Consider the following 24,587-nt stretch of genomic DNA (forward strand, 5'->3'; position numbering starts at 1 on the left):
TACGCAAACAAGAACTGCCTTTGTTCAACTCCCTTGTACTCTCATTCTCTGGCAACGTGCCTCAGCCTTACTTGGGTGCTGAATAGTTACGGCGAAGCAAAGAAAGGAATTCGGCCGCCGGGCCGAGTCCCGGCTTGTATCCACGAAGAGCAATCTTTTAACCAAAGTACGGCAATGCAACGAACGCCGCTGGGCTCCAGCCTGCGCTGGAGCGACGATATAATGATTGCTTTTGATTGATTGAGACTCGGCTTGCGTCTACGAAGAGCAAGCGTTTTAATTAACGTACGGCAGACAACGAACGCCACTGGAGCGCCAGCCCGGTAGCCTCCAGCCTTCGCTGGAGCGACGATATGATGATTGCTGTTAATTGGCCGAGACCAGGCTTGTATCTACGAAGGGCAATCGCTTTACACACAACACAAGCCCATCTACATCAAAATACCAACATGCCGATCACACCCTCCAATACTCCCCCTCCGCCCTCTCCATCAATCCATTCATAATAAACTCCCGTCGCAAGGTCGCAAAGTCAGAATGAAACTGCAGCAAAAAGCTATTGATATCAGCCTCCACATACCGCCGCTCAAACTGTAATTGTCCGACCAGCCAGCGCAAGATCACCAGGCGTTTTTTGCGCTGCTCCGGAATACTCACCAGACGCCCATCCCTGACGAAGGACTTCATCACCCGCTCAGCCTCAACTTCGGTGGACTGCAAATCCAGCATGATCTGGGAAGCATTCCAATTCGCCTTGAAACGCTCGGTGCGGCTGGCTTGCAGGCGTTGCTGCGCCAGGTTCAACCAGCTTGCGCTGCCATATCCCAAAACCAGATCACGCCCGATAGCACTCCAGAATTCAGGCGACGCACTGACGCCCATCGCCTGCAAATAATCGCTGGTGACGATCAGGTATTGACGCCGGTAAGGCAGTAAATAATCCGTCTCATTGGCAAGCAATTGCGCCTGCGCTTCAGCGTAACTGGCATACCAGTGATTGAAGAAAGAAGTGACTTCGGCGCCATGCCAGAAGTCGCCCATATCGTCACCAGGTTTAGCCTCGCCACCAAGGACGAGGCGGGCATGTTCCCAATTCTGGAAACCCGCATCTGCCGCCGCCAGATTCATGCAGTGTTTGAGTTGCCAGCTGTCGGGGATTTCCCAGTTGCGCTGACGGCTTAAAATCAGCGCACGTTTGCTGGCTGCTGTATTACGTGTTTCCAGCAGTTTTTGCAATAAACGGGCGCGGGTTTTGATTTCTGTAGTAAGTGCGTTCATGCTGCGGCTCCAGTCATTATGGGCTGTTGCGCGATGAACAAGGATGGGTAATACGACGATAACATGATGAACTCCAGTTCGCTTATCGACGACCCGCTGACGTCAAACGAAACATGGCAATTATCACATTAATCTGGATGTGAATATTTAGAGGCTGTTTCAAAATTAAGATAACTCGGCGTCCCCGGCTAGGCGCCATCGCCGAAGACAGTACTTTAGTACGGCAAGGCGATGCAACAACGCCAGGTTAATTTTGAAACAGCCTCTAAGGGTGAGAGCCTCTTGTGCGGGCAGGCGCCCCTTAGCACCTGTGTCGCAATTGTAGGCGCGCCTTCAAATTTCGTCAACTGATAGCAAATGAGTCATTACGAATGTAAGGCAGGCAAACTGGCCAACGACACACCCAAAACGATTAATACTGCACCAATGAAGCGATTCAATATCACCTGCTGCCTGAGCATACCGGCACGCAAGCGATGATCCGAAAAAAACAGGGCAACCAGACTGAACCAGACCCAGTGTGCAAAGGACATGAACAAGCCATAGCCAAATTGCGCCAGCAGGCTGGTGTCAAGCTGTACGACCTGGGTGTAAGTGCTCAGGACAAATAAAGTGGTTTTTGGGTTAAAGGCATTGGTCATGAAACCTGCACGCAAGGCAGCGAGATTATTCAATGACTGCCCTGCACCAACTTCTGCACTGACGACGGCAGGCGCAAAAAAAGTCTGGTAACCGATATAAATCAGATAAACCGCACCGATGATCTTGATGGCGAAATACAGGCTCGGGGATTTGGCTATCAGCAAGCCCACACCCAGCATGGTGTACATGACATGCACTTGTACACCCAGCGCTATGCCACTGGCAGCCAGCAAACCTGCACGTCGGCCATACAGGTAACTGTTTCTGGTGACCATGGCAAAGTCAGCACCAGGACTGATGACGGCCAGGATGGTGATGATGGCAACGGTAATAAGTTCTGTCATGTTTTTTCTCAGGAGTAAAATTTATATTCGTGACTATCTTTCACGCATAGATATATTCTCAAGCCAGACATTGATTATTAAAATCGATTTATACTCAGACATATCATTGAGAAAATCTCACATATGAGCTATCACCTGCCATCCCTGAATGCCATACGCGTGTTTGAAGTCGCAGCTCGTCATTTGAGTCTGGTCAAGGCTGCGGAAGAATTGCACGTCACCCACGGTGCCGTCAGCAGGCAGATCAAGCAACTGGAAGAAAATTTGGGCATAGACTTGTTCGAACGCCGCAACCGTGCCATCTTTTTGACACGCGCCGGACTCAATCTGCAAACTACCTGCACAGACATCATGCGGCAACTGGAAGCAGGATTGCGTCAACTGAGGCAGGCAGATGATCAACCGCTGGTCGTCTCTTGTGAACCGACGATAGCCATGCGCTGGCTGATCCCGCGTCTGGGTAAATTCAGGCAACTACATCCAGAACTGGACGTTCATTTATTTGCAGCGGGCGGGCCTGTAGATTTGCGCCATGGCCATATCGACCTGGCTTTGCGGCGCAATGATTTTGTGTGGGAAGCAAACTACCAGGTGGCTAAAGTTGCTCGGGAGCTGATTGCCCCGGTCTGTATTCCAGGCCTGCTCAATCAGGGCAAATTGCAACTGAACCAGCAATGCCTGCTGCACACTGCAACACGTCCTGATGTCTGGCCCCAGTGGCAAAAACTCAGCGGCCAAACTGCACGCGGCAAGAGCCGGGCTACGTATGAACATTTCTACCTGAGCCTGCAAGCAGCCTGCGCCGGCCTGGGTGTGGCGATGGCATCGGCCTATATGGTGGAAGATGAAATCCGTAACCGGCAACTCATCGCGCCCCATGCTTTCCTGGCGGACGGTACTGACTATGTCTTGCTGTCAGCCCTGTCCTTCGATGAAGACAAGCGTCGTCTGGCATTTCTGGAATGGTTGCAACAGGAATTTGAAATGACGGCACAGGCCGTCACCAAGCTGCATCAATAAACGCCGGGCTCACCGGGAGGGCGTGTTTTGAAACGCTTATGTGCCCAAAAATATTCAACGGGCGCTTTCAAGATTTCCTGTTCAATGAAGGCATTCATATAACGGGTCGCCGCCACGATATCGTCACCAGGATAGTTTTGCCATGGCGCATGGAAAGTCACTTTCCAGCCCTTGTAGTTGGGCAAAATAGTGGCGATGACGGGAATGACTTTGGCACCTGTCGTCGCCGCTATTCTTGGCACTGCCGTCAACGTGGCAGCAGGCACGCCAAAGAAAGGCACGAACTCAGCATCCCTGGCACCAAAGTCCATGTCTGGCAGCATAAAGAAAGGCAAGTTTTCACGCATGGCACGAATGATGGGCTTGACACCTTCGGCACGCGAAAACAGTTTCACTGGGCGAAAACGCGAGCGTCCCTTGCGCAGGGCGGCATCAAACACCTTGCTGCGTTGACGGGTGTAAATAGAACACAGTGATGACTCCAGCATCACTGCCACACCAGCGACATCCAGGCTGACAAAATGCGGGCACATCAGTATCGTCGGGCCAGCGGCTATTGCCGCCATGGGCACGGCTGGGTCGGCCTGGATTAATCGTTTCAGGCGCGCTTCCGATGCCCACCAGAGTATGCCGCGTTCCAGCACACTGCGTGCATAAACCTCGAAGTGCCGTTTGGCGATAGCGGTTCTTTCAGCCTCACTCAGGTGTGGCAGGCACAGGGACAGGTTTGTCAGGGTAATGTGGCGGCGCTTGCGTATCAGCACAAACAGCATGCTGCCCACGGCCTCTCCCAAACGTCCCAGCACAGGTAAAGGTAACCAGTGCAACAGCCACATCAGGACCAGCACAGCCCTCATGTCTGCCTCTGCGCAAAGCGCGATTCCGGACCATCCACACCATCCGGTTTTTTATAGCGGTTGTAACTCCAGAAATATTGGGCAGGCGAACGGGCTATCAATTTTTCCATGCCGCGGTTGATTGCGCTGGCCTGGTCTACCGGGTCGCTACCGAGTTCTTCTTCAAATGGCACAAAACGGATCACATAACCGCGTCCGAATGGCAGCCTTTCTGCATATGTCAGGATGATGGGCGAATCCGTCATGCCATGCAGTTTGGCAGACAGCGTCATGGTGTAGGCACGCCGTCCAAAAAACTTGGCCCATACGCCTTCACCTTCTTGCGGCACCTGATCCGGCAGCAAGCCTATGGCTTCGCCTTTTTTAAGAGCCTTGGCCATAATGCGTACGCCCGACAGGTTAGCCGGGGCCAGCAATAAATTATCACGCGCACGCGCACCCTCGATCAGGGGTTTAAGAGCGTCCTTGCGCGGTGGACGGTACAAAACCGTCAGACGGGTACGCACGGCAATGCTTTGGGCCACGATCTCAAAACAGCCCAGATGCGGGGTCAGGAAAATAACTCCTTTTTTGCTGTCCAGCGCCGCCTGCACCAGTTCCCAGTTCTCTATGGTGGCGGTTTTCAACACTCTTTCCGGCCTGGCACACCAGATGAAAGGCAGCTCCAGAATATTCTTGCCAGCCTCGCGCACAGCCTCATGCAAATGCACGGTAAACCCGGCCCTGGCGATATTTGCCTTCAGGCGTCGACGATATGATCCTGACAACAAATACACTACCCAGCCCAGTACAGCTCCGGCAAAATGCAAGACTGACAATGGTAAAATAGAAAGAAGACGAAACAATGTGACAAGCATGACGCCGCTCAAGTAACAGTTAAGTAACAGTTGAAAAAGTAGGGGATATTCGACAGATAAAGCAGAACGAGCGTAAAATATCACACATTGGCTAGCTTTGACCTGCTTAAGCGCATGGCAAGGTACAAGAAGCAAGCCACCGCCGAGTTAACAGACAACTTGCGAGGCGGTTAATAAAATTCGCTAAAGCGTCGCAGGATCTCTTTCCGACTGCGGCAAATCTTTACGGTCAATTTTTCTAGGAGCCTGCGATGGCAAATGATTTTCTTTTTACTTCTGAATCGGTTTCCGAGGGACACCCGGACAAAGTCGCTGATCAGATTTCCGATGCAATTCTGGATGCAATTTTTGAGCAAGACCCCCGTTCCCGCGTTGCCGCCGAAACCCTGACCAACACTGGTCTGGTCGTACTGGCCGGTGAAATCACCACCAACGCCCACGTGGATTACATCCAGGTAGCACGTGACACCATCAAACGCATAGGCTATGACAATACCGAATATGGTATCGATTACAAGGGCTGCGCAGTCCTGGTTGCCTATGACAAACAATCCAACGACATCGCCCAGGGCGTTGATCAGGCATCTGACGACCACCTCAACACCGGTGCCGGTGACCAGGGCCTGATGTTTGGTTACGCCTGCGATGAAACACCTGAACTGATGCCAGCGCCGATTTACTATGCCCACAGGCTGGTAGAGCGTCAGGCGCAGTTGCGCAAGGATGGCCGTCTGCCTTTCCTGCGTCCGGATGCAAAAAGCCAGGTCACCATGCGCTATGTCGATGGCAAACCGCACAGCATAGACACCGTTGTACTGTCGACCCAGCACAGCCCTGACCAAAGCGAAACACCAACGAAGATGAAGCAGTCTTTCATTGATGCTGTCATCGAAGAAATCATCAAGCCGGTGTTGCCGAAAGAATGGCTGAAAGATACCAAGTTCCTCATCAACCCGACCGGTCGTTTCGTCATTGGTGGCCCACAAGGTGATTGTGGCCTCACAGGTCGCAAGATCATCGTTGATACCTACGGCGGTGCCTGCCCGCACGGCGGTGGTGCTTTCTCCGGCAAAGATCCTACCAAGGTTGACCGTTCTGCAGCCTATGCAGCGCGTTATGTTGCCAAGAACATCGTGGCCGCCGGCATCGCCCGCCAATGCCAGATTCAGGTTGCGTACGCAATTGGCGTGGCACGCCCGATGAATGTCACGGTCTACACCGAAGGCACAGGCGTCATCCCTGACGAGCAGATCGCCGCACTGGTGAATGAACATTTTGATCTGCGTCCAAAAGGCATCATCCAGATGCTGGATTTGCTGCGCCCTATCTATTCCAAGACTGCGGCCTATGGTCACTTTGGTCGTGAAGAACCAGAATTCACCTGGGAACGCACTGACAAGTCAGCGATTTTGCGTGCTGCAGCAGGTTTGTAATTTATCGTCCGTATTGTCGTAATGCGTCATTTGCAGCACTGGGAGTAGAAGCAAGAATGCCGGTAAGTTTTTTCAGAAGCAAGTTCACTGCATTTCGCTGCAAAAAACTCGGTGCTTTGTTTGCGATGGCTGGCCTGTTGTCCATGCCATCTGCAAACAGCCTGTCAGCCCCGTCCCCCGCAAAACCAAAAGCTGTCACCGACTGGTGTACGCCACTGGTAGCACGTTTGCCCAAGGTCAGCCTGAACGACTGCAAGAACAGCAAACTCAATCCTACCGATGCCAATTCACTCAATGGTTTCCCGGTGTTGTTCCGGGATATCAAAGCCGATGCCAAGCATCCGCAAGCCATACGCGTACTGCTGCTGGGTGGCATCCATGGTGATGAACAGACGGCGTCTTCCATCGTATTCAAATGGATGGAGACCATGCAAAAAAGCCCGCTGGAATTCAACTGGAAGATCGCGCCGGTGGTCAACCCCGATGGTTTGCTGGCCCCCAAGCCGCGCCGCGTGAATGCCCGTGGCATAGACCTGAACCGCAACTTCCCTACCCCTAACTGGCAAAAGGAAGCGCCCAGTTACTGGGCACGCGTCACCCGCAGTGACCCGCGTCGCTATCCGGGCAAGGCACCGATTTCAGAACCGGAAAGCCGCTGGGTCTATGAAACCATAGAAAAATATAAACCCGATGTCATCATCTCGGTCCACGCACCTTTTGGCGTACTCGACTTTGATGGCCCCACCACGCCACCGAATCGCTTTGGCCGTCTGATCTACAACCGCGTAGGCGTTTATCCTGGCTCACTCGGCAATTACAGTGGCCTGCACAAAGACATCCCGGTAGTCACCATAGAATTGCCAAATGCCACCCAGATGCCGCCAGACGCCGAAGTACAGCGCATCTGGCAAGACATGCAAAACTGGATAAGACAGAATGTGGCGGCCCCATTGAAAACAAGCAGCAATTAGCGCGTGCGGACCCAGGAATACTTACTCATATTCTTCACCCCGGGTCCTTCCTGCACATTTCATTTGCTATAAAAGACCTGGGGCCACTCTGGAGGTTCATTGATCAAGTTTCTTAAAATCCAGTCCCGCCATGGCATGTTTAAAAATCAGTCACCTTGCTGCTGCCAGACTGCTTTACCCGACTTCAAATAAATCAAGCCGCTGGCTGAGCCTTCTTTCGCGACTACGATGCCATCGTTGTGCAATTTGACAGACTTGGCATGATAGCTATGCGGCTGCGATCCCTTATCTTCAACATACCAAAGCTCCAGCCAGGAAAAATCATCGCCACCATCGCCACCATTGCCAACATGTTCAATTGCATGCCCTGCACCCACGATGACCGGCCTGGTTTTTCCATGAGATAAAAAGACAATACCCTCTTTTTTAGTCTTGCTGTCCTTGACCAGTACCGCCAGGTCTCCCTTGCCAGCGCCCAGGAAATTGCCGCGCCAGACAAAGGGGTTGATACGGCTGTTGACCTCTATTGATTCTTGTTGAGACAGACCATCAAGCTGCTTGTTTGCCCAGTCAGGCAATTGCATCCTGGGTGACACGTCCTGTGCAAAAGCGATGCTGTTGGCAAATAACAGGACGACGGACGCTAATTTGAAATTCATGGCAAAACTCCTGGTAATGATGTAAATGTATAAGTATCGATTGGATGAAAGCCTACTTTGCTTCAACTGATCATTGCTACTGATTGCTGCTACTGATTACCGCCACCGCGCTCACTACAAATACCTCACCTTAAACTGATGGTCTGCCTCTTCCACGCCGGATCCTGCCACTTGTAGAACACGTTCAAAGAGCCGGGTTTGTCAGCACCGTTTTCAACTTGCAGGCTGTCCATGCTGACGACTTCAAAACTCTTTTTGAAACGGCCTTCGACTTTGGCTTCGCGTGCCACCAGCATCTTGTTGGTGCCCGGTACCCAGCCGGCAAATTCAGCATAACCCAGATCGGGGTCACTATTGGCCGGCGGCAGGATGTCGATAATCCAGCCCTGGCTGGTCTGGTGGAATAACCAGAGTTCACGCCAGTTTTCCATCGGTTGCACAGCCAGTGTCAGCGCCGTACTTTGAGCATTGGCGCGAGCAGATGCGGCCCACACCACACTATAAGTACAGCGCTTCGCCAGCGGCGTTTTGACATCATGCTTTGCATCCGTCAGCATGACGCAGGTTTCGCCTGGCTGGCCAGCGGCGGTGACGATGTTCAGGCCGGGTTTGGGTACAACCACCGGTTCAGCAGCCCAGCGTGTCGTGCCGACACGCACGCCGGCATCAGCGTAGGTATACACGTCTTCATCGGCAAATTCTTCCTTGTTGACGGCAGCCAGTTCGGTCAGTGCACGATTGGCGGATTCTGCCACCTGTTCGCCCTTACGGGCACGCTGGAAGGCGATGCTGGACCAGACGCTGGCCTTGCGCATGCGCATGCGGTTTTTCAGATATTCGGGCAGGCTGGTGGTGTTGACGCGGTCCAGCACGTCGGCGCGCCATTGGTCCAGAGCAAAGCGCTCGGTCGGGCGCATGGCCGGGTCTATGCAATCCTGGCGTGTCAATGCCAGGGCGGCGCGGGCCTTTTGATCTGGCGTGGCATTCATCGCCAGTACCCGACGGAAGGCTTCGCCGTCATAGCAAAGCTGCATGCGACCTTCGCGTTCATAGCCTTTGATGTTGATGCCATAATTGGCCACCACTTCCAGATGTGCCGCTATGGTCGCTTCATTTTGTTTGGGCTGTTTGCTGGATGCACGCTTTGCCAAACGTTCTGCCATGGTGCCAAGCGCATCAAAGGCTTCGGCACCAATGGCAGTTGCCGGTGCAGCTTTCAGGTAGGCGGCGGTATAGCTGATACCCAGGGCTTCCGCCCCCGGTGTATCGCGCAGAAAACGAATGACGGCAAAGGCATCGGGGGCATCATCCGGCTGCATGGACACCAGGCGCACCTGCGACGTCTTGATGTAACCGGCGCGTTCACGCCGGTGGTCATACACTTGCAGGTAGTCGAGTTTTTCACCGCGAATTTCCAGGCTGTCGCCCTGCCACAGGATGGCCTGTTGTTGCGCACCGTCTTTGGGGGCAGCGCGCAACTGTGCCTGGTCCTGGGTAACAACAGCAAGTACGGCGACAGCAGCTAAAGTAGCAAACATGATTATTGGCTTTCCTTGTTGTCGTTGATTGCTTCAGCTTCAGCCGACACTTTTTGTTGCGTAGCCTGAGCATTTTTACCAGCGCCCAGCAAGGCCGAACCGATGAAACCGCCATCAGCCGGTGGTGGCGCGATGATGACCGAGATCTTGTCCGACAATTTGTCAGCCATGGTTTTTTGTATCAGCAAGGGGTGCTTGGTCAGCAAGGCACCATCGCGCTCCAGTTGTGAACTGGCGACCTTGCCGACCAAGTCTTGCCGGTAGGCTTCGGCATCGGCCAGCTTGCGGCGCGAATCGGCTTCACCCTGGGCTTCGATGACGCGTGCCTGGGCTGTACCTTCCGAAGTTTTGATGCGTGAGACCTTTTCAGCCTCAGCTTCAAACTGGCGTTGCTCTATCTGTTTCTGCTTGAACGGCAATACGTGTTTCATGGCTTCTTCCTGTGCTCTGGCAGCGATGATCTGTTCATTACCGGCGGCTTCGGCGGCTTTTTCGCGCTTGATCTTGTCGGCATCTGCTTCCAGCGCAGTTTGCTTGACCTGCTTGTCTTTCAGTTCCAGGGTGTAGCGCATTTTTTCGCTTTCCAGTTCTTCTGCCAGCAGTTTTTCCATGCCGCGTTTATAGTCGACTGGCAAATCCACCTTGCCCATCATGACGCTGCGCAAAAGGATACCGTCCGCGGCCAGCTTGGGCTTCAATTCGGTTTCTATCATTTGTTGGATTTCTGCCCGTTTGCTGGAAAAAATTTCCCTTACCGTATAACGGGTAAATGCCTTGTAAATGACACCCTGCACTGCCGGCTCGACGATTTCTGCATTGATGTTTTCGGGCAGGCTTTTGGACATGGCCGCCAGTTTGCTGGGGTCAAACGCATATCGTATGCTCAGGTCCACACCCAGTGAAAGGCCTTCTACCGACTGGAAAGGTGCTTCGCCATCGGCGCGGCTGCTACGTGTGGGACGATACAACTGATCTTGCAGATTGAACAGACGCAGTTCATGCAGGCCAGGCACAACGATCACTGCGCCGTCACGTACCTGTTCTGCACTACCGGTCAACTGATTGATACGCACGCCGACTTCACCACGCGGTATGCGCTGCATAGGTGGGTGAGTACTGATGGCATACACGGCACCACCAACCAGACTCAATACAACCAGGCGGTTGAAAGTGGTTTTGCTGAAAACGCCAGACCCTGCCGTTACCCTGGCCCCGGCTTTGAGTCCCGAAGCGCTTTTGCTAAAGACAGAAGACAGAGTGGATCGTACGGCTTGTACCAGGGATTTGATACGGTCAGACATGATAACTCTCCAATGATGGTGTTTTTTCAGGGTTCCTTGCAGTGGCGTTTGCCCTGCTTCCCTGATACACATCATGCTCCGCAAACCCCGGAGCATACAATGCTGTGGCAGGGGCAGAAATATCACTGTTGCAAGCTATTTATTCCCAGCCTGGAATAAGCCTTGCCGCGTGTGAAGAAAAACTCACAGCCGCATTATGACTTTTGCCGGAAAACCGTGGATACTGCTGATATCGTATTAATTGCAGGGGTATACCGTGGTAAAAGTAGCTGTCATCGAAGACGATCTGCCCACCAGCAACCAGTTAAAAAGCTGGATAGAGGCAGCCAAACCCGGCATCCACATAGATCAGTGGTTCAGCCGCGACGATGCCGAAGCAGCGATTGCACGCGAGAATTATGACCTGGTGGTGCTGGACATAGAACTGGGGCGCGAGCGCCATGCCGGCGTTGCCATCATCAATGCCATCAACAAGCAGCATGCAACGCCTGTGCTGGTTGTGTCAGCCATGCCGGCCACCATCTACCGCAGCATCATGAAGGCGCTGGACGCCTGGGATTATCTGCAAAAGGCCACCTTTGAAGAAGCCGATTTCATAGAAACCTTTCTGGAAATCCTGCGCTCGGTCAAAGATCGCAAGCAGCACCTTAGTCAGAATGCTGCCTACAAGGAAGCAGCAAAAACGCCGGTTGCCGACCAGCTCAGCATGGACCCATTGCGCCAGCGCACACCCATCTGGCGCGGCCAGCGCATCAACCTGCCGCTGACGGCGCAGCGCATACTCGCGGCTCTGTTCGCCCGCCGTGGCCAGGTGGTGTCGTATGAAGATTTGTATGAAGTCGTCAAGAGCGGACGCAACCGCGACAACATCCGCAAACATGTCTCGACCATACGCGATGCCTTCCGCGAAATTGATGCAGATTTTGAATGCATAGAAAACGTCCCCATGCGCGGTTTCAGATGGGTGGATGACGACGCAGGCAGGCACTGACATGACCAAGTTCTTGCTGGCGACTTACCGGTTGCGGATATTATTTCGTGGCGTTTTCCTGTTGCTGGCATTGGCGACGGTGGGTCTGGCGCTGTCTGTACTACAGCAGGAAAAACAACTCAGCTATAACAACTACCAGAGCAACTTCAACAAAACCCGTTTGCAGATTTCAGCAACCCTGCGCCATCCAGCAGGACAACTGGCGTTGTTGAACCCGCCTGCAGAAAAACAGCGTGCCGCATTGCGGCCCTTGCTGCTGCCGTATTCTGCCATTGATTTTGATGACCAGAACAAGGTACAACAGGCTATCGCCATGTCAGGTTGCCTGGTGCAATACGGCAATGATGGCGCGCTGTGCAGCGGTATAGGCAACAACCCCTGGGCTGGTGGTTTCATCTATGTTGCAGGCAATTTTAATAGCACGCAACTGGTCTCGCATAAGCGCGGTAATGAAAGCCTGACACAGGCGCACAGGCTGAAAGTCAGTGTCAGCCTGCGCGGCCAGACCTATCGCTGGATAGCGCCATTTGAAGAAGAAGCCGCACCGGCCAGACAAAACCAGGGCGTGCGTGGACGCTGGACGGGCTTCAACGAAAGCGAAGCAAATAAACCGAATGCACGTCCGGTCAGGGATTTCCGTGGCTGGGCCTGGCAACAGGCGATCTGCAATCAGGCCGATCAGGATGACAAGGATGTCAACTGCCAGAAAAACACCTTCTTCTCATTGCGTCTGCCTATCCCGGTCTTGCAGGAAGCCCTGTTTGAAAAGAAACGCCCCGTCTGGCCGCCACAAGACCTGGACCAGATGGAAGTCAGCCTGTCCGTATTGCCACCTGACTCTGAAACAGCGCTGCTCGACAGCAAGAATGCGCCAACAGCCACCCCGTTTTCGCTCAAGGATTTGCAGGGCAATCTCTTGCCTGGCGAAACCCTGCGCATACGCAAGCGCGACGGCCAGGAAAGCAAGTATGACCTGATCAACCTGACCGGTGCATTCGAACAAAGCGACGAATCATGGAATATCATCACCCGTCTGATACGCCGCCTGCCGGTGGATGAATACGATATCCCGCTGGAAAGCCGCGAAACCATCAACACCCCACTGGCAAATTATGAAGTCTTGCTGAAAGGCGATGTGCGCAGCGTCAGCAAAAGCCTGAGCGTGGTCGCCAGCCGCGTGTCCTGGTTTGTCGGCGCCATGTTGCTGGCGCTGACGCTGGCCTGGCTGCTGATCGAAATCAGCATCATACGGCGTATCACCCTGCTGACCAAACGTGCCGTGTCACTGTCCAGGACCATGAAGGGTGCGGGCGAACTGGAACAATTCGATATCAGTGATTTGCGCAGCCCGGATGAACTGGGCGTACTCGCCAGTTGCCTGCATGATTTGCTGCGGCGGGTGAAAGAAGATGTGGAACGCGAAACCATACGCACCGAACAGGAAAAAGAAATGTGGCACGCAGTCGGCCATGAAATCATGTCGCCCCTGCAGTCCCTGATGGTCTTGCATGGCAGCCCGGATGATCAAAGCAACCGCTACATCAGCCGCATGCAGCAAGCCATACGTGTGCTGTATGGCAGTGCCTCGCCCAGCGAAGCATTTCAATCCACCGTCTTGCAGGTCAGTGAAATTGATATCACGTTATTCCTGAAAAACGTGGCCGACAATGCGCCACTGGTGGGCATACCGGACGTAGCCTATCAGGGCACGGATGAAGTCGTCATGGTCAAGGCAGATGAATATTCACTGGAAGATGTCGTCACCCACGTCTTGCGCAATGCAGAACGTTATCGCAAGACTGGCAGCGTCATCAGCATCAAATTGCAAACCAGTGAAACCGCCGTGACGATCGCCATAGACAATGACGGTCCACACATTGCCGACGATCTGATCGATAAAATTTTTGAATATGGCGTATCAGACCAACAGGATTCCGCTGCCAACGGCAATCGTGGCCAGGGCCTGTTTGTCGCCAAGACCTATATGGCAAAAATGGGCGGCACCATCAGCGTGCAAAATGTCGCTGATGGCGTGAGTTTCATACTCAGTCTGCAAAGAGGTAATTGCTGACGGTTGCGAGAAATAAAATCAGCTTTCTTGCCTATGCCCGACAGGGCATGTCACGCTACAGCAAGATTGATTTTTTCAGCAGCCCCTAGGTTTTGATGATGAGCTTCCCGCTCATTCCCTCATGCCCGTCACCGCAAAAATTGTCGCATAAAAAATCATACTCTCCGGGCTTGTCTGCTTTCAGTTCCACATTGATGACTTTGCCTGGTACCAAATCCCTACGAAGATTAAAATCAGGCAAGTTGAAACCGTGCGGAAAATCCAGCGCACTCAAGGCCAATACGATGGTTTCCCCCACTCTGACTTCGATACGATTGGGGGTAAATGAAAATTTTTGCGCCTTGACCGGAATCACGTGTTTTTTAGTATTTCCCTGCGCCACGGCTAGTTGACTCCAGGTCATGGCGGCAGTCGCACTCAATAGTGTTAGCGACATGCCGGTACAAAAAAGACGTCTTGATGTATTCATCGTCATGCCTTTATCACTGGAAATTCAGTCACGCTGGCGATCTTGCCGTCCACATCAACTTCCCGGAACCCCAGTCCCTGAAAAGGTGCGTCCGGCTTCCATGGCAAAGGTGTACGCTTGTCTTGTGAACCGGGGGCAGGAAGCGGGAATATCAGGGATTTGGCTGCGTGATGCGGAATATGGCCAGTCATGTGATGGTGCTCCTGATGAATGTGGCCATAAAACACGGTGACATTGGTATAGGGCATCAACAGGCTGACTGCCTGTGCACCGTCACGCGTAGCCCAATCCCATTTGGGTACCAGGTCAAACAGGGGTCTGTGGGTGAATAGCACAATGGGAGCATCTTTTGCCTGTCTGGCCAGATCGGCCTGTAGCCAGGCCAATTGTTTTTCACCTATGCGGGCTCCCGCATCAGACACATTGTCAAGGGCAATAAAATGCACGCCTTTGTGATCGAAGGAATAGCTGCTTGCACCAAAATATTCATTGAAGGCAGCGCCGGAATCAAGTGAGGCGTCGTGTTCACCAGGGATGAAACGGATATTCCTGACCTTCAGGCCACCAATGATTTCTTTAAATTCTGCCATGCGCCTGCGGCGCTCAACCGGGTCATCTGTCGTATGCGTCAAATCACCGGTAAAAATGATGAAGTCAGGTTGATGCTGCAAGGCGTTTACGCTTTCTATGGCCTTATGCAAGGTATTTTTCGCTTCCGGGTTGGCATCACCGCTGTAACCCCAATGTGTGTCCGATAATTGCACAAAATAAAAGTCGGCCTCTGTGTTCGCCTGCACGGAAGCATGCAGGCCAGACATGAATACTGCACCACCGCCAAGGGCAGCAAGTTTCAAGAAACTTCTACGGTCTATCATGATATTTCCTTTACTGAAAATGACAGTGCGTCTTGCTCAGGATGAAGACAGAACAGCAATGCCGGAGTGGAGAAATTAACGATCAACTTTCAGGGTCTTCAGATACGCAATCAGGTGTGCACGCTCGCGGGCAGAAGGAATGGAAATACCCATTTTTTGACCTGGCACCAGTTTTTCGGGATTGCGCAGCCATGCATCAAGCAGCTTCTCATTCCAGACCAGGTCTGATTTGCTCAGTGCTACCGAATAGATATAGCCGTCAACGCTGCCCGCTTTGCGCCCGACCACACCAAGGTGCGCCGGGCCAACGCCGTTAAATTGCATAGCATGGCAAGCCGCGCATTTTGCCTGGTAGAGCACCTGCCCGACGGCAGCATCACCTGCTGCCTGTGCCGCGCGTGCTTCCTGCATCCCGGTAAAACTGACTGCCAGCATCAGTAAATATGTTCGACTATTCATCTCATAAGCCTTATGCTTGTTGTGACAATTTTCACAGAGGCAAATACTCGCAAGAGCAGTGATTTATTCCCGGAATTTAAAATCTTTTTTCCGGAATTTTATTTTTTTGAGCGGGAATAAATCTGACTGATATTGAGTCTTCATAGCAAGGATCAATAAAATGGGTGTTTTTTTGAGAGAAGACCGTGCCGCCAAAGAATTTGAAACCCTGGTCCTGGCCCATCTGGACACGGCATACAATCTGGCGCGCTGGCTGACGCGCAATGACCATGATGCGGAGGATCTGGTGCAGAATGCCTATCTGCGGGCTTTCCGTTTCCGCGACAGTTATCGCGGGGGCGATATCCGGGTCTGGCTCATGACCATCGTCCGCAATACCTATTACACCAGTTTGCGCGACGGCAAAGCGATGAGCGCAGACATTGGTTTTGATGAAGACCTGCATGGCGATGCTGAAGCCGCCAATGATGATTCGGCCTATGCCTTCAACAAAGACCCTGCGCATGCATTGGAAGATCGCGACCAGCGCAATATGGTCAACCGTGCCTTGGAAAAACTGCCGCAAGTATTCAAGGAAGTGCTGGTATTGAAAGAGATGGATGATTTTTCCTATAAAGAAATCGCCGATGTCACTGGCATCCCCATAGGAACAGTCATGTCAAGGCTGGCAAGGGCCAGGAAGTTATTGCTGGGATTGTTAAGAACTGAACAGCAGGGAGACGGACATGGAATGTAATCAGGTCAGGCAGTTGATGTCTGCTTATATCGATCAGGAACTGGACACCGGACAGGCGCTTCGCATGGGCGAACATCTGGCGCACTGTGAAGCATGTCGCACCGCACTGATGCAGGCAGAAGAACTGACAGCAAGTGTCAGGCAGCATGCCACCTACCATCTCGCCCCTGCAAAGCTGCGCGCACGCATCGTGGCTGATCTGGTGCAAGAGCGTCCTTCCCGCTTCAGTAGCTGGCCCTGGGCCTGGATTAACCTTGGTTTAAGTGGCTTGAGCACAGCAGCATTTGCCGTCACTCTCACACTGTATTTGAACCAGCCATCGGCCACGCAAATTTTTAATGATGAAGTGCTTGCCAGCCATTTCCGTTCACTGGCGCCGGGGCATCTGGTTGATGTCGTCTCCTCTGACCATCATACGGTCAAGCCCTGGTATGCGGGCAAGCTTGATTTTTCACCTCCCGTGGTCGACCTGACAGCTCAGGGCTATCCCTTGCTGGGAGGCCGGCTGGATTATCTGGCAGGCAGACAGGTCGCAGCCCTCGCTTACCAGCACGGCAAGCATATTGTGAACCTGTACCTCTATCCCGATACCACCAATGCGTCCAATACCGGCAAAGCAGCAGTGAGCTTCACAACAGGTTCCAGCCGTGGTTACCAGCTCATGCAATGGAGTGCGGCTGGCGTGCATTATGTTGCGGTGTCTGACATGAATGGCGCAGAAATGGCTCAGTTCGCCCATCAAATCAAGGCATCCGTCGATTAGCGATGCAACGGCTACTCATCAAAAAATAGTCAAAATAATATCAATCTGATGTGTGCAGCCGTTTTTTCATTAAAAGCAAAACTTAGTTTTGTATTGCGATAAAAATCACATCGCACTATCGGAATATCCCGAATTAAAATGCCTGACCAAGGTATGACAAAGAAACACGAAAGAGGTGCCTGATCCGTCCAGGCAAAAGCTCGTGCCTGGCCCACAATAAGGAAGACAATGAAACCACAAATGAAACTGATCGCTGCACTGTGCATGATAGGCGCAAGCAGTCTGGCACTGGCCCAGGCTGAAGATAAATTCCAGTGGCTGGAAGATGTCACCGGTGAAAAAGCCCTGAACTGGGTCAAGGACCAAAACAAGGTCACACGTGGCAAGCTCGACAATGATGCCGGTTTTAACAAGCTGAAGGCCGATTTGCAGGTCGTGCTGGATTCGAAGGACCGTATCCCGGGCATACGCAAAATGGGAGACGCCGTCTACAATTTCTGGATGGATGCAGAACACCCGCGTGGTGTCTGGCGTAAAACCACGCTGGAAGAATACAAAAAATCCCAGCCTAAATGGGAAGTGGTGCTGGATGTTGATGCCCTGGCCAAAGCAGAAAATGAAAACTGGGTATACAAGGCCAGCGTATGTCGCGAACCCGTGTATGACCGTTGCCTGATCGAGTTGTCACGCGGTGGTGCAGACGCCGTTGTCACGCGGGAATTTGACCTAGCCAGCAAGTCCTTCGTCAAAGGCGGCTTCAGCTTGCCAGAAGCAAAAATGAATCTGGACTGGGTTGATAAAGACACCCTGTTTGTCGCCACTGATTTTGGTGCAGGCACGCTGACTGATTCCGGCTATGCACGCGTAGTCAAGGAATGGAAGCGCGGTACCGAATTATCGGCTGCCAAGACCCTGTTCGAAGGTCAGAAAAATGATATGGCTGTAGGAGCCAATTCCAGCGATCATAAAGGCGTACACCGGGAAATGGTCAGCCGTCAAATCACCTTCTATACGTCAGAACAGTATTTGAAAGACGGTGACAAGCTGATCAAGCTGGATATACCGGCCAAGAGCAATCTGTATTTCTTTGATAAACAGGCTGTGATCACCCCGCGTGAAACATGGACTGTGGGTGGCAAGACCTATGCATCCGGCAGCGTACTGGCGATCGACTTTGATGCCTTCATGAAAGGCAATCGCGAATTTACGGTCTTGTTTGAACCCAGCGACACCACCTCTTATACAGGTGCCACCATCACCCGCAATTACCTGTTGTTGCAAACCCTGGACAACGTCAAGAGCAATCTGAAGGAATGGAAATTTGATAGCGGTAAATGGTCTGCCCGCCAGGTCACATTACCAACGCTGGGCGCAGTCGGCGTGAGTGGCGTGGATGCAGAAAATTCTGACGATTACCTGCTCAGCTATTCTGATTACCTGACACCCAGTGTCTACATGATGGCGCATGCCGGTAATGACAAACGTGAGTTGCTGAAATCTGCACCGGCCTTCTTTGATGCTGGCGCCTATGAAACCGTGCAAAAATTCACTACATCCAAAGATGGTACCAAGGTGCCTTACTTTATCGTGCGCCGCAAGGACATGAAGTACGACAGTAATAATCCTACCCTGCTGTATGGCTATGGCGGTTTCCAGATTTCCATGACACCGTCATATTCTGGTGGTCTGGGCAAAAGCTGGCTGGATAAAGGTGGTGTCTATGTAGTGGCAAATATCCGTGGTGGTGGTGAATTTGGCCCGCGCTGGCATCAACTGGCATTGAAGGAAAATCGTCAGCGTGCCTATGATGACTTTGCAGCGGTAGCAGAAGACCTGATCGCCAGCAAAATCACCAGCAACAAACATCTGGGTGCCATGGGTGGCAGCAATGGCGGCCTGCTGGCCGGTGTTGCACTGACCCAGCGTCCGGATCTGTTTAATGCGGTTGTCAGCCAGGTGCCTTTGCTGGACATGCGTCGTTTCAACCAGTTGCTGGCAGGTGCTTCATGGATGGGTGAATATGGCAATCCGGATGTACCGGCGGAATGGGATTACATCTCCAAATATTCGCCTTACCAGAATGTCAAGGCAGGCGTGACTTACCCGAATGTTCTGTTCATCACATCGACCCGTGATGACCGCGTACATCCTGGTCATGCGCGCAAGATGGCTGCCAAAATGATGGATCAGGGTCACAAGAATGTCTGGTATTACGAAAACACCGAAGGCGGTCACGGCGGTGCGGCAAATAATGCACAACGTGCCGACATGAGTGCGATCACCTATACCTTCTTGTGGAATATGCTCAAACGTGACAATGAAGCCAATCAGGTTCACTAATTAACTTCACCAGGCAAGGCAGGGGGCTGTAAAAAAAACAGCACTCTGGAATTGAAAAGGCAGCCAGTTTTCTGGCTGCCTTTTTTTATTTATATGAATCAGGTGATTAATGTTAATCAAATCATGTTAATCAAATCATGTTAATCAAATCATGCGAATCAAATCATGCGAATCAAATCATGCGAATCAGATCATGTGAATCAGATCATTAACGAAACAGCCTCAATCAACTTTATCAGATGGATAGCGTATGGTTTCGCGCAGTAACACACCCATAGGCAAACCCAGGGGGACGCCATTCGGTTGTATCGGTTTGGTAAACCATTTTTCATATAACCTGGTCAGTTCGCCATCCAGCATCATGCGTACCATTTCAGCGTCAATGACTTTCTTGAATGCGGCATCACCCTTGGGCAGCATCATGGCATAGGCTTCAGAAGAAAGCGGATCACCGACGACCACCAGCTTCTCTTGTGTTTTTGACCTGGCCTTGACACCCACCAGTATCGCATCATGCTGGGCAAACGCATCGACCTGTTTATTGAGCAACATGCCAAAAGATTCTGTATGGTCTTTGGCTTCAACCAGCTTCATATTCAGGGAACGGACTTTATCTCTTTCCTGCAAATATTTATCTGTAGAAGTACCTTTGGTAATGACCACTTTTTTATTCTTCAAATCCTGCCAGTTATTGATGCCGGAATCAGCAAACACGATCATGCGGATAGTGGCGAAGAAATGGGGCAATGTGTAATTGACCTTTTCACGGCGCTCGGCATTATTGCTGGTGGAACCACATTCAATATCTGCCTGACCGGAAGTCATTGCCGCCATGCGCGTATCAGAAGTCACGGGAATATAGTTGACCTTCAGTTGCGGCAGCTTCAATTCCTTCTTGACCGCTTCTACAAATTTTGCACAGATATCAATCGAATAACCTATGGGCGCCTTGCTTTCTGACAGATAAGAAAATGGCAACGCCGCTTCACGGAAAGCGATATTGATGGTCTGTGTCTTTTTAATACGGTCCAGCGTATCTGCCGCCATGGAAATCTGACTGAACAAACCAGTCAGGAAAACAATACCTGCTTTAATAATAAAACCAAATTTCATACAACTTCCTTATCTTCAGCCTCAATGCAAAGGCGGCATTATAGAATCTTTCCGTGACGCAACCATGAATTGTCCAAATTTCACATTCTTGCCGCCATCATATTGATGATTTATTGAGCCAGCGCAAGAGTGCTTGCCTTTGCATAACATCAGTTATCCCGGGAAATACCCGGCAGCATTTGATACGCCAGGCGACATTCTCGCCATCCGGAGCTGACGCGCACATTTCATAAACAGGGATATGTTCCAGTGAAAGGGCGATGATTTTTGCGGATGCTGTATCATTTCCCGCTTTGCCGTGCATGCATTGGCGTGGCATATGCAACCATTTCCCTGATTTCGGGTCTGAACCATCTATGAGTTTGTACCAGCTTATTGCTCAGTTTATCCGCCAGCACTGGCGCCATTATCTTGGTGCGGGTGCGATGCTGTTCGCCGTTGCCGTGATGACGGTCCTGATACCGCGCCGTGTTGGCATGATCATTGATGGCATGGTGGCAGGTCGTTTTGACAACACTGGCCTGATGTGGGAATTGTCCTGGCTTATCGGCATGGGCCTGGCCATCTATTTCTTGCGGGTGGGCTGGCGTACCCAGTTGTTTACTGCTTCCTATCAGTTAGGCATGCAATTACGCACCCGGCTTTACCAGAGGCTGAGCGTACAGGGTTCGCGTTTTTTCCAGCAACAAAGAACCGGTGACCTGATGGCCCTGGGCACCAATGATGCCGATGCCATTGAACTGGCGGCAGGTGAAGCCGCACTGGCCGGTTTTGACGGCAGCCTGACCTTTGCCCTGGTGATAGGCATGATGTTACTGGGTGTGGACTGGCGACTGGCGCTGGCGGCCTTGCTGCCCTTCCCTTTCATGGCCTGGGCCTTCAAGCGCATTACCCATCATATCCACGATGCTTCGCGTGATTCGCTGGAACGTTTCAGCAAACTCAATGACCATGTGCAGGAAACCCTGGCCGGTGTGCGTACCCTGCGCGCCCTGGGTCTGGAACAGCGCAGCGCAGCTCAGTTTGCCGAGATGGCCGAACAGGCCGCTGCCGCCAGCCTGTCAGCCCAGCGCTGGGAAGCTGCCTATGAACCGGCAGTCGGCATCAGCCTGACAGCAGCCGGGGCGTTGACCCTGGGTGTGGGTGGCTACCTGGTCTGGCATGGCGAGATGAGCATTGGTGCACTGACCAGTTTTTCCATGTATCTGGGCCAGTTGATCTGGCCCATGTTTGCTGCCGGCTGGGTTTTGTCCCTGCTGGAACGCGGAAAAGCGGCATGGGCCAGACTGGAACCGGTGCTGACACAAGAATTGAGCGTCAATGATGAAGGTGCCATCACCACGCCACCGGCAGGCGATCTGCGTGTAGAACATGTCAGTTTTGCCTATCCGGGTCAATCCAGCCCAGCCTTGCAAGACATCAGCCTGACGATTGCACCCGGCCAGACAGTGGGCATAGTCGGCCCCACGGGTTCAGGCAAATCCAGCATCATCCGTTTATTGCTGCGCCAGGTAGAAGCAGAACAGGGCCACGTCACCTGGGGCGGGCATGCGTTGGCGGAGTACCGCCTGCAAGCCTTGCGCCAGTCCATCAACTGGGTAGCTCAGGAGCCCTTTTTGTTCTCGGCATCGATTGCCGACAATATAGGTCTCAGCAACCCTGCTGCCAGCCGTGCAGACATCATGCAGGCCGCCAGACTGGCATCGGTCGACGACGATATACAACGCTTCCCGCATGGCTATGACACGCTGGTGGGCGAGCGCGGCGTCACCCTGTCAGGTGGTCAAAGACAGCGTGTTGCCATCGCCCGTGCCCTGCTGACAGCCAGCCCGCTGTTGTTGCTGGACGATGCCCTGTCAGCGGTGGATACACAGACTGAAACCCATATCCTGCAACACCTGGCAGAACTAAGGAAAGAACATCCCGAACGCAGTGCCGTCATCGTCAGCCATCGCCTGAGTGCGGTGCTGGAAGCCAGTCACATCCTGGTTTTACGTGAAGGAAAAATCGTCGAACAAGGCAATCACCAGTCCTTGCTGGATCTGGATGGCTGGTATGCAACGCAATGGCGTTATCAACAACTGGAAGCAAGCCTGGATGCAGCCTGATACCAACAAGAAAACAAGCGCCCTGTCAGAAAAGAAGCAAGCCGTGCGCCTGCTGCTGCAGGCCGCCAGCACTGAAAAACGCCATGTCTGGCTGGGCATCTTCTTTTTGTTCGTGGCCGCTGGTCTGGAAGCCGTTGGCCCCTTGCTGGGCAAGGCATTCATAGATCGTTATCTGTTGCCACATAAAATGGATATGGGCATGGTCACCGCCCTGCTGGCTGCCTATGTGCTGACCGGCTGGGGTGCGACCTGGCTGCGTTATCTGCAACTGACACGGCTGGCCGGTGTTGCCATGCGCTCGGTACGTCGTCTGCGTGAACAGGTGTATGAACATGTACTGCGCTTGCCCATGGCATTTTTTGACAAGGCGATTACTGGGCAACTGGTCAGCCGCGTAACGAACGACACCGAATCAGTCAAGAGCCTGTATGTGCAGGTACTGTTCGTGATGCTTGACAGTTCCATCGTCGTCATCGGCGCACTGACCGCCATGGCGTTTCTGGAATGGCGTCTGATGCTGATCGTCATCATGCTGATACCGGCAGTCATCATCATCGTCTGGTTTTATCAGCGCTGGAGTGCGCCAGCCGTCAGCCGTGCACGCCAGTTGCGCAGTGAAATCAATGCCCAGGTTGCAGAAAGCATCAATGGCATGAGTACGCTGCAAGCCAGCAATGCCGAACGTCGCTTTGGTGAGCGCTTTGCAACCACCAACCAATTACACTATGCAGCAAGGCTGGATGAATTGCGTGCCAATGCCTGGCTCTTGCGCCCGGCGCTGGATCTGATGAATTCTATCTTGCTGGTGGTGGTGATTTTCAGTTTCAGTCAGCGCAGTTTTTCTGGCGTTGAGATCGGCATACTGTATGCGTTTGTCAGCTATATCGCACGGGTGGTGGAACCGCTGATACAGATCACCCTGCAATTCGGCCAGATACAGCAGGCCGTCGTTTCGGCAGCGCGGGTCAATACCCTGTTGAATGAACATCAGGCACCAGTCGCCAGCAGCGACGCCCGCATTGTCGACGGCAATCTGAAGCTGGAACAGGTCAGCTTTGGTTACGACCCGACTCGCCCGGTCCTGCATGATTTCAGTCTTGAGATACCGGCTGGCAGTTTTTACGGCATCGTTGGTCATACCGGTAGCGGCAAATCCACACTGCTGAGCCTCTTGCTGCGTTTTTACACGGCACAGTCTGGCCACATCAGTATAGACGGACAGCCATTGGCCAGTATCAGCGATGCACATTTCCGTGACAGGGTCGGACTGGTGCCGCAAGAACCCTTTTTGCTGGCTGCGAATGCACGCGAAAACATTTCCATGGGCCGCGACATCAGCGAAGCCGATATCATCGCTGCCGCCAAAGCCGCCCATGTGCATGACTTTATTCTGCAACTGGAAAACGGCTATGACACCCCGCTGGGTGAAGGCGGCGCTCGCCTGTCCACGGGGCAAAAACAATTGCTGGCCATCGCGCGTGCCCTGGCTGGCAAGCCACGCGTGCTGTTCCTGGATGAAGCCACGTCACATATCGATAGCGAAACTGAGCAGGTAGTACAGACTGCACTGACAGAGTTGCGCGGCAAGGTCAGCATCGTGGCCATCGCCCATCGCCTGTCCACCATCCGTGATGCTGACCGCATCATCGTGCTGAACCACGGCAAGCTGGCAGAACAAGGCAATCACCAAGAATTAATGCAAGTGGAACAAGGCATCTATCAACGCCTGTACCTGTTGCAAACCCTGGAAGAATAAGGAAAG

At 52.7% G+C, this 24,587-nt stretch carries 22 protein-coding genes; 11 read left to right on the forward strand and 11 right to left on the reverse strand.

Going from position 1 to position 24,587, the window contains the following annotated elements; genetic code table 11:
* Nucleotides 1–240: hypothetical protein (locus H8L32_RS27610; protein WP_222619480.1), on the forward strand; the 240-nt coding region annotated here is incomplete at its 5' end.
* 216 nt (nt 241–456) lie between these two features.
* On the opposite strand, the gene H8L32_RS24490 is transcribed toward H8L32_RS27610, so the two are convergent.
* Both H8L32_RS24490 and H8L32_RS24495 read right to left on the reverse strand, forming a co-directional pair.
* Nucleotides 457–1,278: a DUF2087 domain-containing protein gene (locus tag H8L32_RS24490; RefSeq protein WP_186950369.1), complete on the reverse strand. Its 822-nt coding sequence runs from the start codon at nt 1,276–1,278 to the stop codon at nt 457–459.
* A gap of 365 nt (nt 1,279–1,643) precedes the next feature.
* Nucleotides 1,644–2,264 (reverse strand): LysE family translocator, encoded by a 621-nt coding sequence (locus H8L32_RS24495; protein ID WP_186950371.1) that lies wholly within the window; start codon nt 2,262–2,264, stop codon nt 1,644–1,646.
* Nucleotides 2,265–2,387: 123 nt separating this feature from the next.
* Between H8L32_RS24495 and H8L32_RS24500 the strand changes: the two genes are divergently transcribed.
* Complete coding sequence (locus H8L32_RS24500; RefSeq protein WP_186950373.1) at nt 2,388–3,284, forward strand: LysR substrate-binding domain-containing protein; 897 nt, start codon at nt 2,388–2,390, stop codon at nt 3,282–3,284.
* Here H8L32_RS24500 and H8L32_RS24505 read toward each other — a convergent pair.
* Both H8L32_RS24505 and H8L32_RS24510 read right to left on the reverse strand, forming a co-directional pair.
* On the reverse strand, nt 3,278–4,141 hold the full coding sequence (locus H8L32_RS24505; protein WP_186950375.1) for an LpxL/LpxP family acyltransferase: 864 nt from the start codon (nt 4,139–4,141) through the stop codon (nt 3,278–3,280). The genes H8L32_RS24500 and H8L32_RS24505 overlap by 7 nt on opposite strands.
* Complete coding sequence (locus H8L32_RS24510; protein WP_186950377.1) at nt 4,138–4,998, reverse strand: lysophospholipid acyltransferase family protein; 861 nt, start codon at nt 4,996–4,998, stop codon at nt 4,138–4,140. The genes H8L32_RS24505 and H8L32_RS24510 overlap by 4 nt, the downstream gene beginning before the upstream one ends.
* 251 nt (nt 4,999–5,249) lie before the next feature.
* Here H8L32_RS24510 and metK point away from each other — a divergent pair, with 251 nt between their 5' ends.
* Nucleotides 5,250–6,431, forward strand: coding sequence for a methionine adenosyltransferase (gene metK / locus H8L32_RS24515; protein WP_186950379.1), 1,182 nt, complete (start codon nt 5,250–5,252; stop codon nt 6,429–6,431).
* A gap of 56 nt (nt 6,432–6,487) precedes the next feature.
* Entirely contained in the window at nt 6,488–7,402 is a 915-nt protein-coding gene (locus tag H8L32_RS24520; protein WP_230412403.1) for a M14 family zinc carboxypeptidase, read from the forward strand.
* Nucleotides 7,403–7,548: 146 nt separating this feature from the next.
* Here the strand turns inward: H8L32_RS24520 and H8L32_RS24525 are convergent, their stop codons facing one another.
* The 3 genes from H8L32_RS24525 to H8L32_RS24535 form a co-directional block, all read right to left on the reverse strand.
* Entirely contained in the window at nt 7,549–8,061 is a 513-nt protein-coding gene (locus H8L32_RS24525; protein ID WP_186950381.1) for a hypothetical protein, read from the reverse strand.
* 125 nt (nt 8,062–8,186) lie between these two features.
* Nucleotides 8,187–9,605 carry a hypothetical protein gene (locus H8L32_RS24530; protein ID WP_186950519.1) on the reverse strand — a complete coding sequence of 473 codons (1,419 nt, stop codon included), beginning with the start codon at nt 9,603–9,605 and terminating at the stop codon, nt 8,187–8,189.
* On the reverse strand, nt 9,602–10,900 hold the full coding sequence (locus H8L32_RS24535; protein WP_186950383.1) for an SPFH domain-containing protein: 1,299 nt from the start codon (nt 10,898–10,900) through the stop codon (nt 9,602–9,604). The genes H8L32_RS24530 and H8L32_RS24535 overlap by 4 nt, the downstream gene beginning before the upstream one ends.
* Before the next feature lie 256 nt (nt 10,901–11,156).
* Between H8L32_RS24535 and H8L32_RS24540 the strand changes: the two genes are divergently transcribed.
* Complete coding sequence (locus H8L32_RS24540; protein WP_186950385.1) at nt 11,157–11,891, forward strand: response regulator transcription factor; 735 nt, start codon at nt 11,157–11,159, stop codon at nt 11,889–11,891.
* A 1-nt stretch (nt 11,892) separates the two neighbouring features.
* A complete protein-coding gene (locus tag H8L32_RS24545; protein WP_186950387.1) occupies nt 11,893–13,962 on the forward strand; it encodes a sensor histidine kinase in 2,070 nt (689 codons plus the stop codon).
* Nucleotides 13,963–14,047: 85 nt separating this feature from the next.
* On the opposite strand, the gene H8L32_RS24550 is transcribed toward H8L32_RS24545, so the two are convergent.
* The 3 genes from H8L32_RS24550 to H8L32_RS24560 all read right to left on the reverse strand — a co-directional run bounded on the left by H8L32_RS24550 (nt 14,048) and on the right by H8L32_RS24560 (nt 15,765).
* Nucleotides 14,048–14,431 (reverse strand): cupredoxin domain-containing protein, encoded by a 384-nt coding sequence (locus H8L32_RS24550; protein ID WP_186950389.1) that lies wholly within the window; start codon nt 14,429–14,431, stop codon nt 14,048–14,050.
* A gap of 2 nt (nt 14,432–14,433) precedes the next feature.
* The gene (locus H8L32_RS24555; protein WP_186950391.1) at nt 14,434–15,306 is read right to left on the reverse strand and encodes a metallophosphoesterase family protein; all 873 of its coding nucleotides are present in this window, start codon (nt 15,304–15,306) and stop codon (nt 14,434–14,436) included.
* A gap of 75 nt (nt 15,307–15,381) precedes the next feature.
* A complete protein-coding gene (locus H8L32_RS24560) occupies nt 15,382–15,765 on the reverse strand; it encodes a c-type cytochrome (protein ID WP_186950393.1) in 384 nt (127 codons plus the stop codon).
* A gap of 160 nt (nt 15,766–15,925) precedes the next feature.
* Here H8L32_RS24560 and H8L32_RS24565 point away from each other — a divergent pair, with 160 nt between their 5' ends.
* From H8L32_RS24565 to H8L32_RS24575, 3 genes are all read left to right on the forward strand, one after another.
* Nucleotides 15,926–16,501 (forward strand): sigma-70 family RNA polymerase sigma factor, encoded by a 576-nt coding sequence (locus tag H8L32_RS24565; RefSeq protein WP_186950395.1) that lies wholly within the window; start codon nt 15,926–15,928, stop codon nt 16,499–16,501.
* On the forward strand, nt 16,491–17,264 hold the full coding sequence (locus H8L32_RS24570; RefSeq protein WP_186950397.1) for an anti-sigma factor family protein: 774 nt from the start codon (nt 16,491–16,493) through the stop codon (nt 17,262–17,264). The genes H8L32_RS24565 and H8L32_RS24570 overlap by 11 nt, the downstream gene beginning before the upstream one ends.
* 228 nt (nt 17,265–17,492) lie before the next feature.
* Nucleotides 17,493–19,604, forward strand: coding sequence for a prolyl oligopeptidase family serine peptidase (locus H8L32_RS24575; protein ID WP_230412404.1), 2,112 nt, complete (start codon nt 17,493–17,495; stop codon nt 19,602–19,604).
* Between the two features lie 222 nt (nt 19,605–19,826).
* On the opposite strand, the gene H8L32_RS24580 is transcribed toward H8L32_RS24575, so the two are convergent.
* Complete coding sequence (locus H8L32_RS24580) at nt 19,827–20,717, reverse strand: amino acid ABC transporter substrate-binding protein (protein WP_186950398.1); 891 nt, start codon at nt 20,715–20,717, stop codon at nt 19,827–19,829.
* A 356-nt stretch (nt 20,718–21,073) separates the two neighbouring features.
* Between H8L32_RS24580 and H8L32_RS24585 the strand changes: the two genes are divergently transcribed.
* Together H8L32_RS24585 and H8L32_RS24590 are read left to right on the forward strand one after the other, a co-directional pair.
* Complete coding sequence (locus H8L32_RS24585) at nt 21,074–22,825, forward strand: ABC transporter ATP-binding protein (RefSeq protein WP_186950399.1); 1,752 nt, start codon at nt 21,074–21,076, stop codon at nt 22,823–22,825.
* Nucleotides 22,773–24,581 carry an ABC transporter ATP-binding protein gene (locus H8L32_RS24590; protein WP_408058963.1) on the forward strand — a complete coding sequence of 603 codons (1,809 nt, stop codon included), beginning with the start codon at nt 22,773–22,775 and terminating at the stop codon, nt 24,579–24,581. The genes H8L32_RS24585 and H8L32_RS24590 overlap by 53 nt, the downstream gene beginning before the upstream one ends.
* Nucleotides 24,582–24,587 lie beyond the last annotated feature (6 nt).

Origin of the sequence: Undibacterium hunanense (genome assembly GCF_014284335.1) — a bacterium.
In the GTDB taxonomy this organism is placed as follows: Bacteria; Pseudomonadota; Gammaproteobacteria; order Burkholderiales; family Burkholderiaceae_D; genus Undibacterium; species Undibacterium hunanense.

Bases quoted from the DNA above. Each gene is read 5' to 3' on its own strand.
- H8L32_RS24520 (WP_230412403.1), top strand. From the start codon at position 6,488: ATGCCGGTAAGTTTTTTCAGAAGCAAGTTCACTGCATTTCGCTGCAAA.
- H8L32_RS24555 (WP_186950391.1), bottom strand. From the start codon at position 15,306: ATGATAGACCGTAGAAGTTTCTTGAAACTTGCTGCCCTTGGCGGTGGT.
- H8L32_RS24510 (WP_186950377.1), bottom strand. From the start codon at position 4,998: ATGCTTGTCACATTGTTTCGTCTTCTTTCTATTTTACCATTGTCAGTC.
- H8L32_RS24550 (WP_186950389.1), bottom strand. From the start codon at position 14,431: ATGAATACATCAAGACGTCTTTTTTGTACCGGCATGTCGCTAACACTA.
- H8L32_RS24560 (WP_186950393.1), bottom strand. From the start codon at position 15,765: ATGAATAGTCGAACATATTTACTGATGCTGGCAGTCAGTTTTACCGGG.
- H8L32_RS24495 (WP_186950371.1), bottom strand. From the start codon at position 2,264: ATGACAGAACTTATTACCGTTGCCATCATCACCATCCTGGCCGTCATC.
- H8L32_RS24570 (WP_186950397.1), top strand. From the start codon at position 16,491: ATGGAATGTAATCAGGTCAGGCAGTTGATGTCTGCTTATATCGATCAG.
- H8L32_RS24545 (WP_186950387.1), top strand. From the start codon at position 11,893: ATGACCAAGTTCTTGCTGGCGACTTACCGGTTGCGGATATTATTTCGT.
- H8L32_RS24575 (WP_230412404.1), top strand. From the start codon at position 17,493: ATGAAACCACAAATGAAACTGATCGCTGCACTGTGCATGATAGGCGCA.
- H8L32_RS24585 (WP_186950399.1), top strand. From the start codon at position 21,074: ATGAGTTTGTACCAGCTTATTGCTCAGTTTATCCGCCAGCACTGGCGC.
- H8L32_RS24590 (WP_408058963.1), top strand. From the start codon at position 22,773: ATGCAACGCAATGGCGTTATCAACAACTGGAAGCAAGCCTGGATGCAG.
- H8L32_RS24535 (WP_186950383.1), bottom strand. From the start codon at position 10,900: ATGTCTGACCGTATCAAATCCCTGGTACAAGCCGTACGATCCACTCTG.
- H8L32_RS24525 (WP_186950381.1), bottom strand. From the start codon at position 8,061: ATGAATTTCAAATTAGCGTCCGTCGTCCTGTTATTTGCCAACAGCATC.
- H8L32_RS24565 (WP_186950395.1), top strand. From the start codon at position 15,926: ATGGGTGTTTTTTTGAGAGAAGACCGTGCCGCCAAAGAATTTGAAACC.
- H8L32_RS24500 (WP_186950373.1), top strand. From the start codon at position 2,388: ATGAGCTATCACCTGCCATCCCTGAATGCCATACGCGTGTTTGAAGTC.
- metK (WP_186950379.1), top strand. From the start codon at position 5,250: ATGGCAAATGATTTTCTTTTTACTTCTGAATCGGTTTCCGAGGGACAC.
- H8L32_RS24505 (WP_186950375.1), bottom strand. From the start codon at position 4,141: ATGAGGGCTGTGCTGGTCCTGATGTGGCTGTTGCACTGGTTACCTTTA.
- H8L32_RS24490 (WP_186950369.1), bottom strand. From the start codon at position 1,278: ATGAACGCACTTACTACAGAAATCAAAACCCGCGCCCGTTTATTGCAA.
- H8L32_RS24580 (WP_186950398.1), bottom strand. From the start codon at position 20,717: ATGAAATTTGGTTTTATTATTAAAGCAGGTATTGTTTTCCTGACTGGT.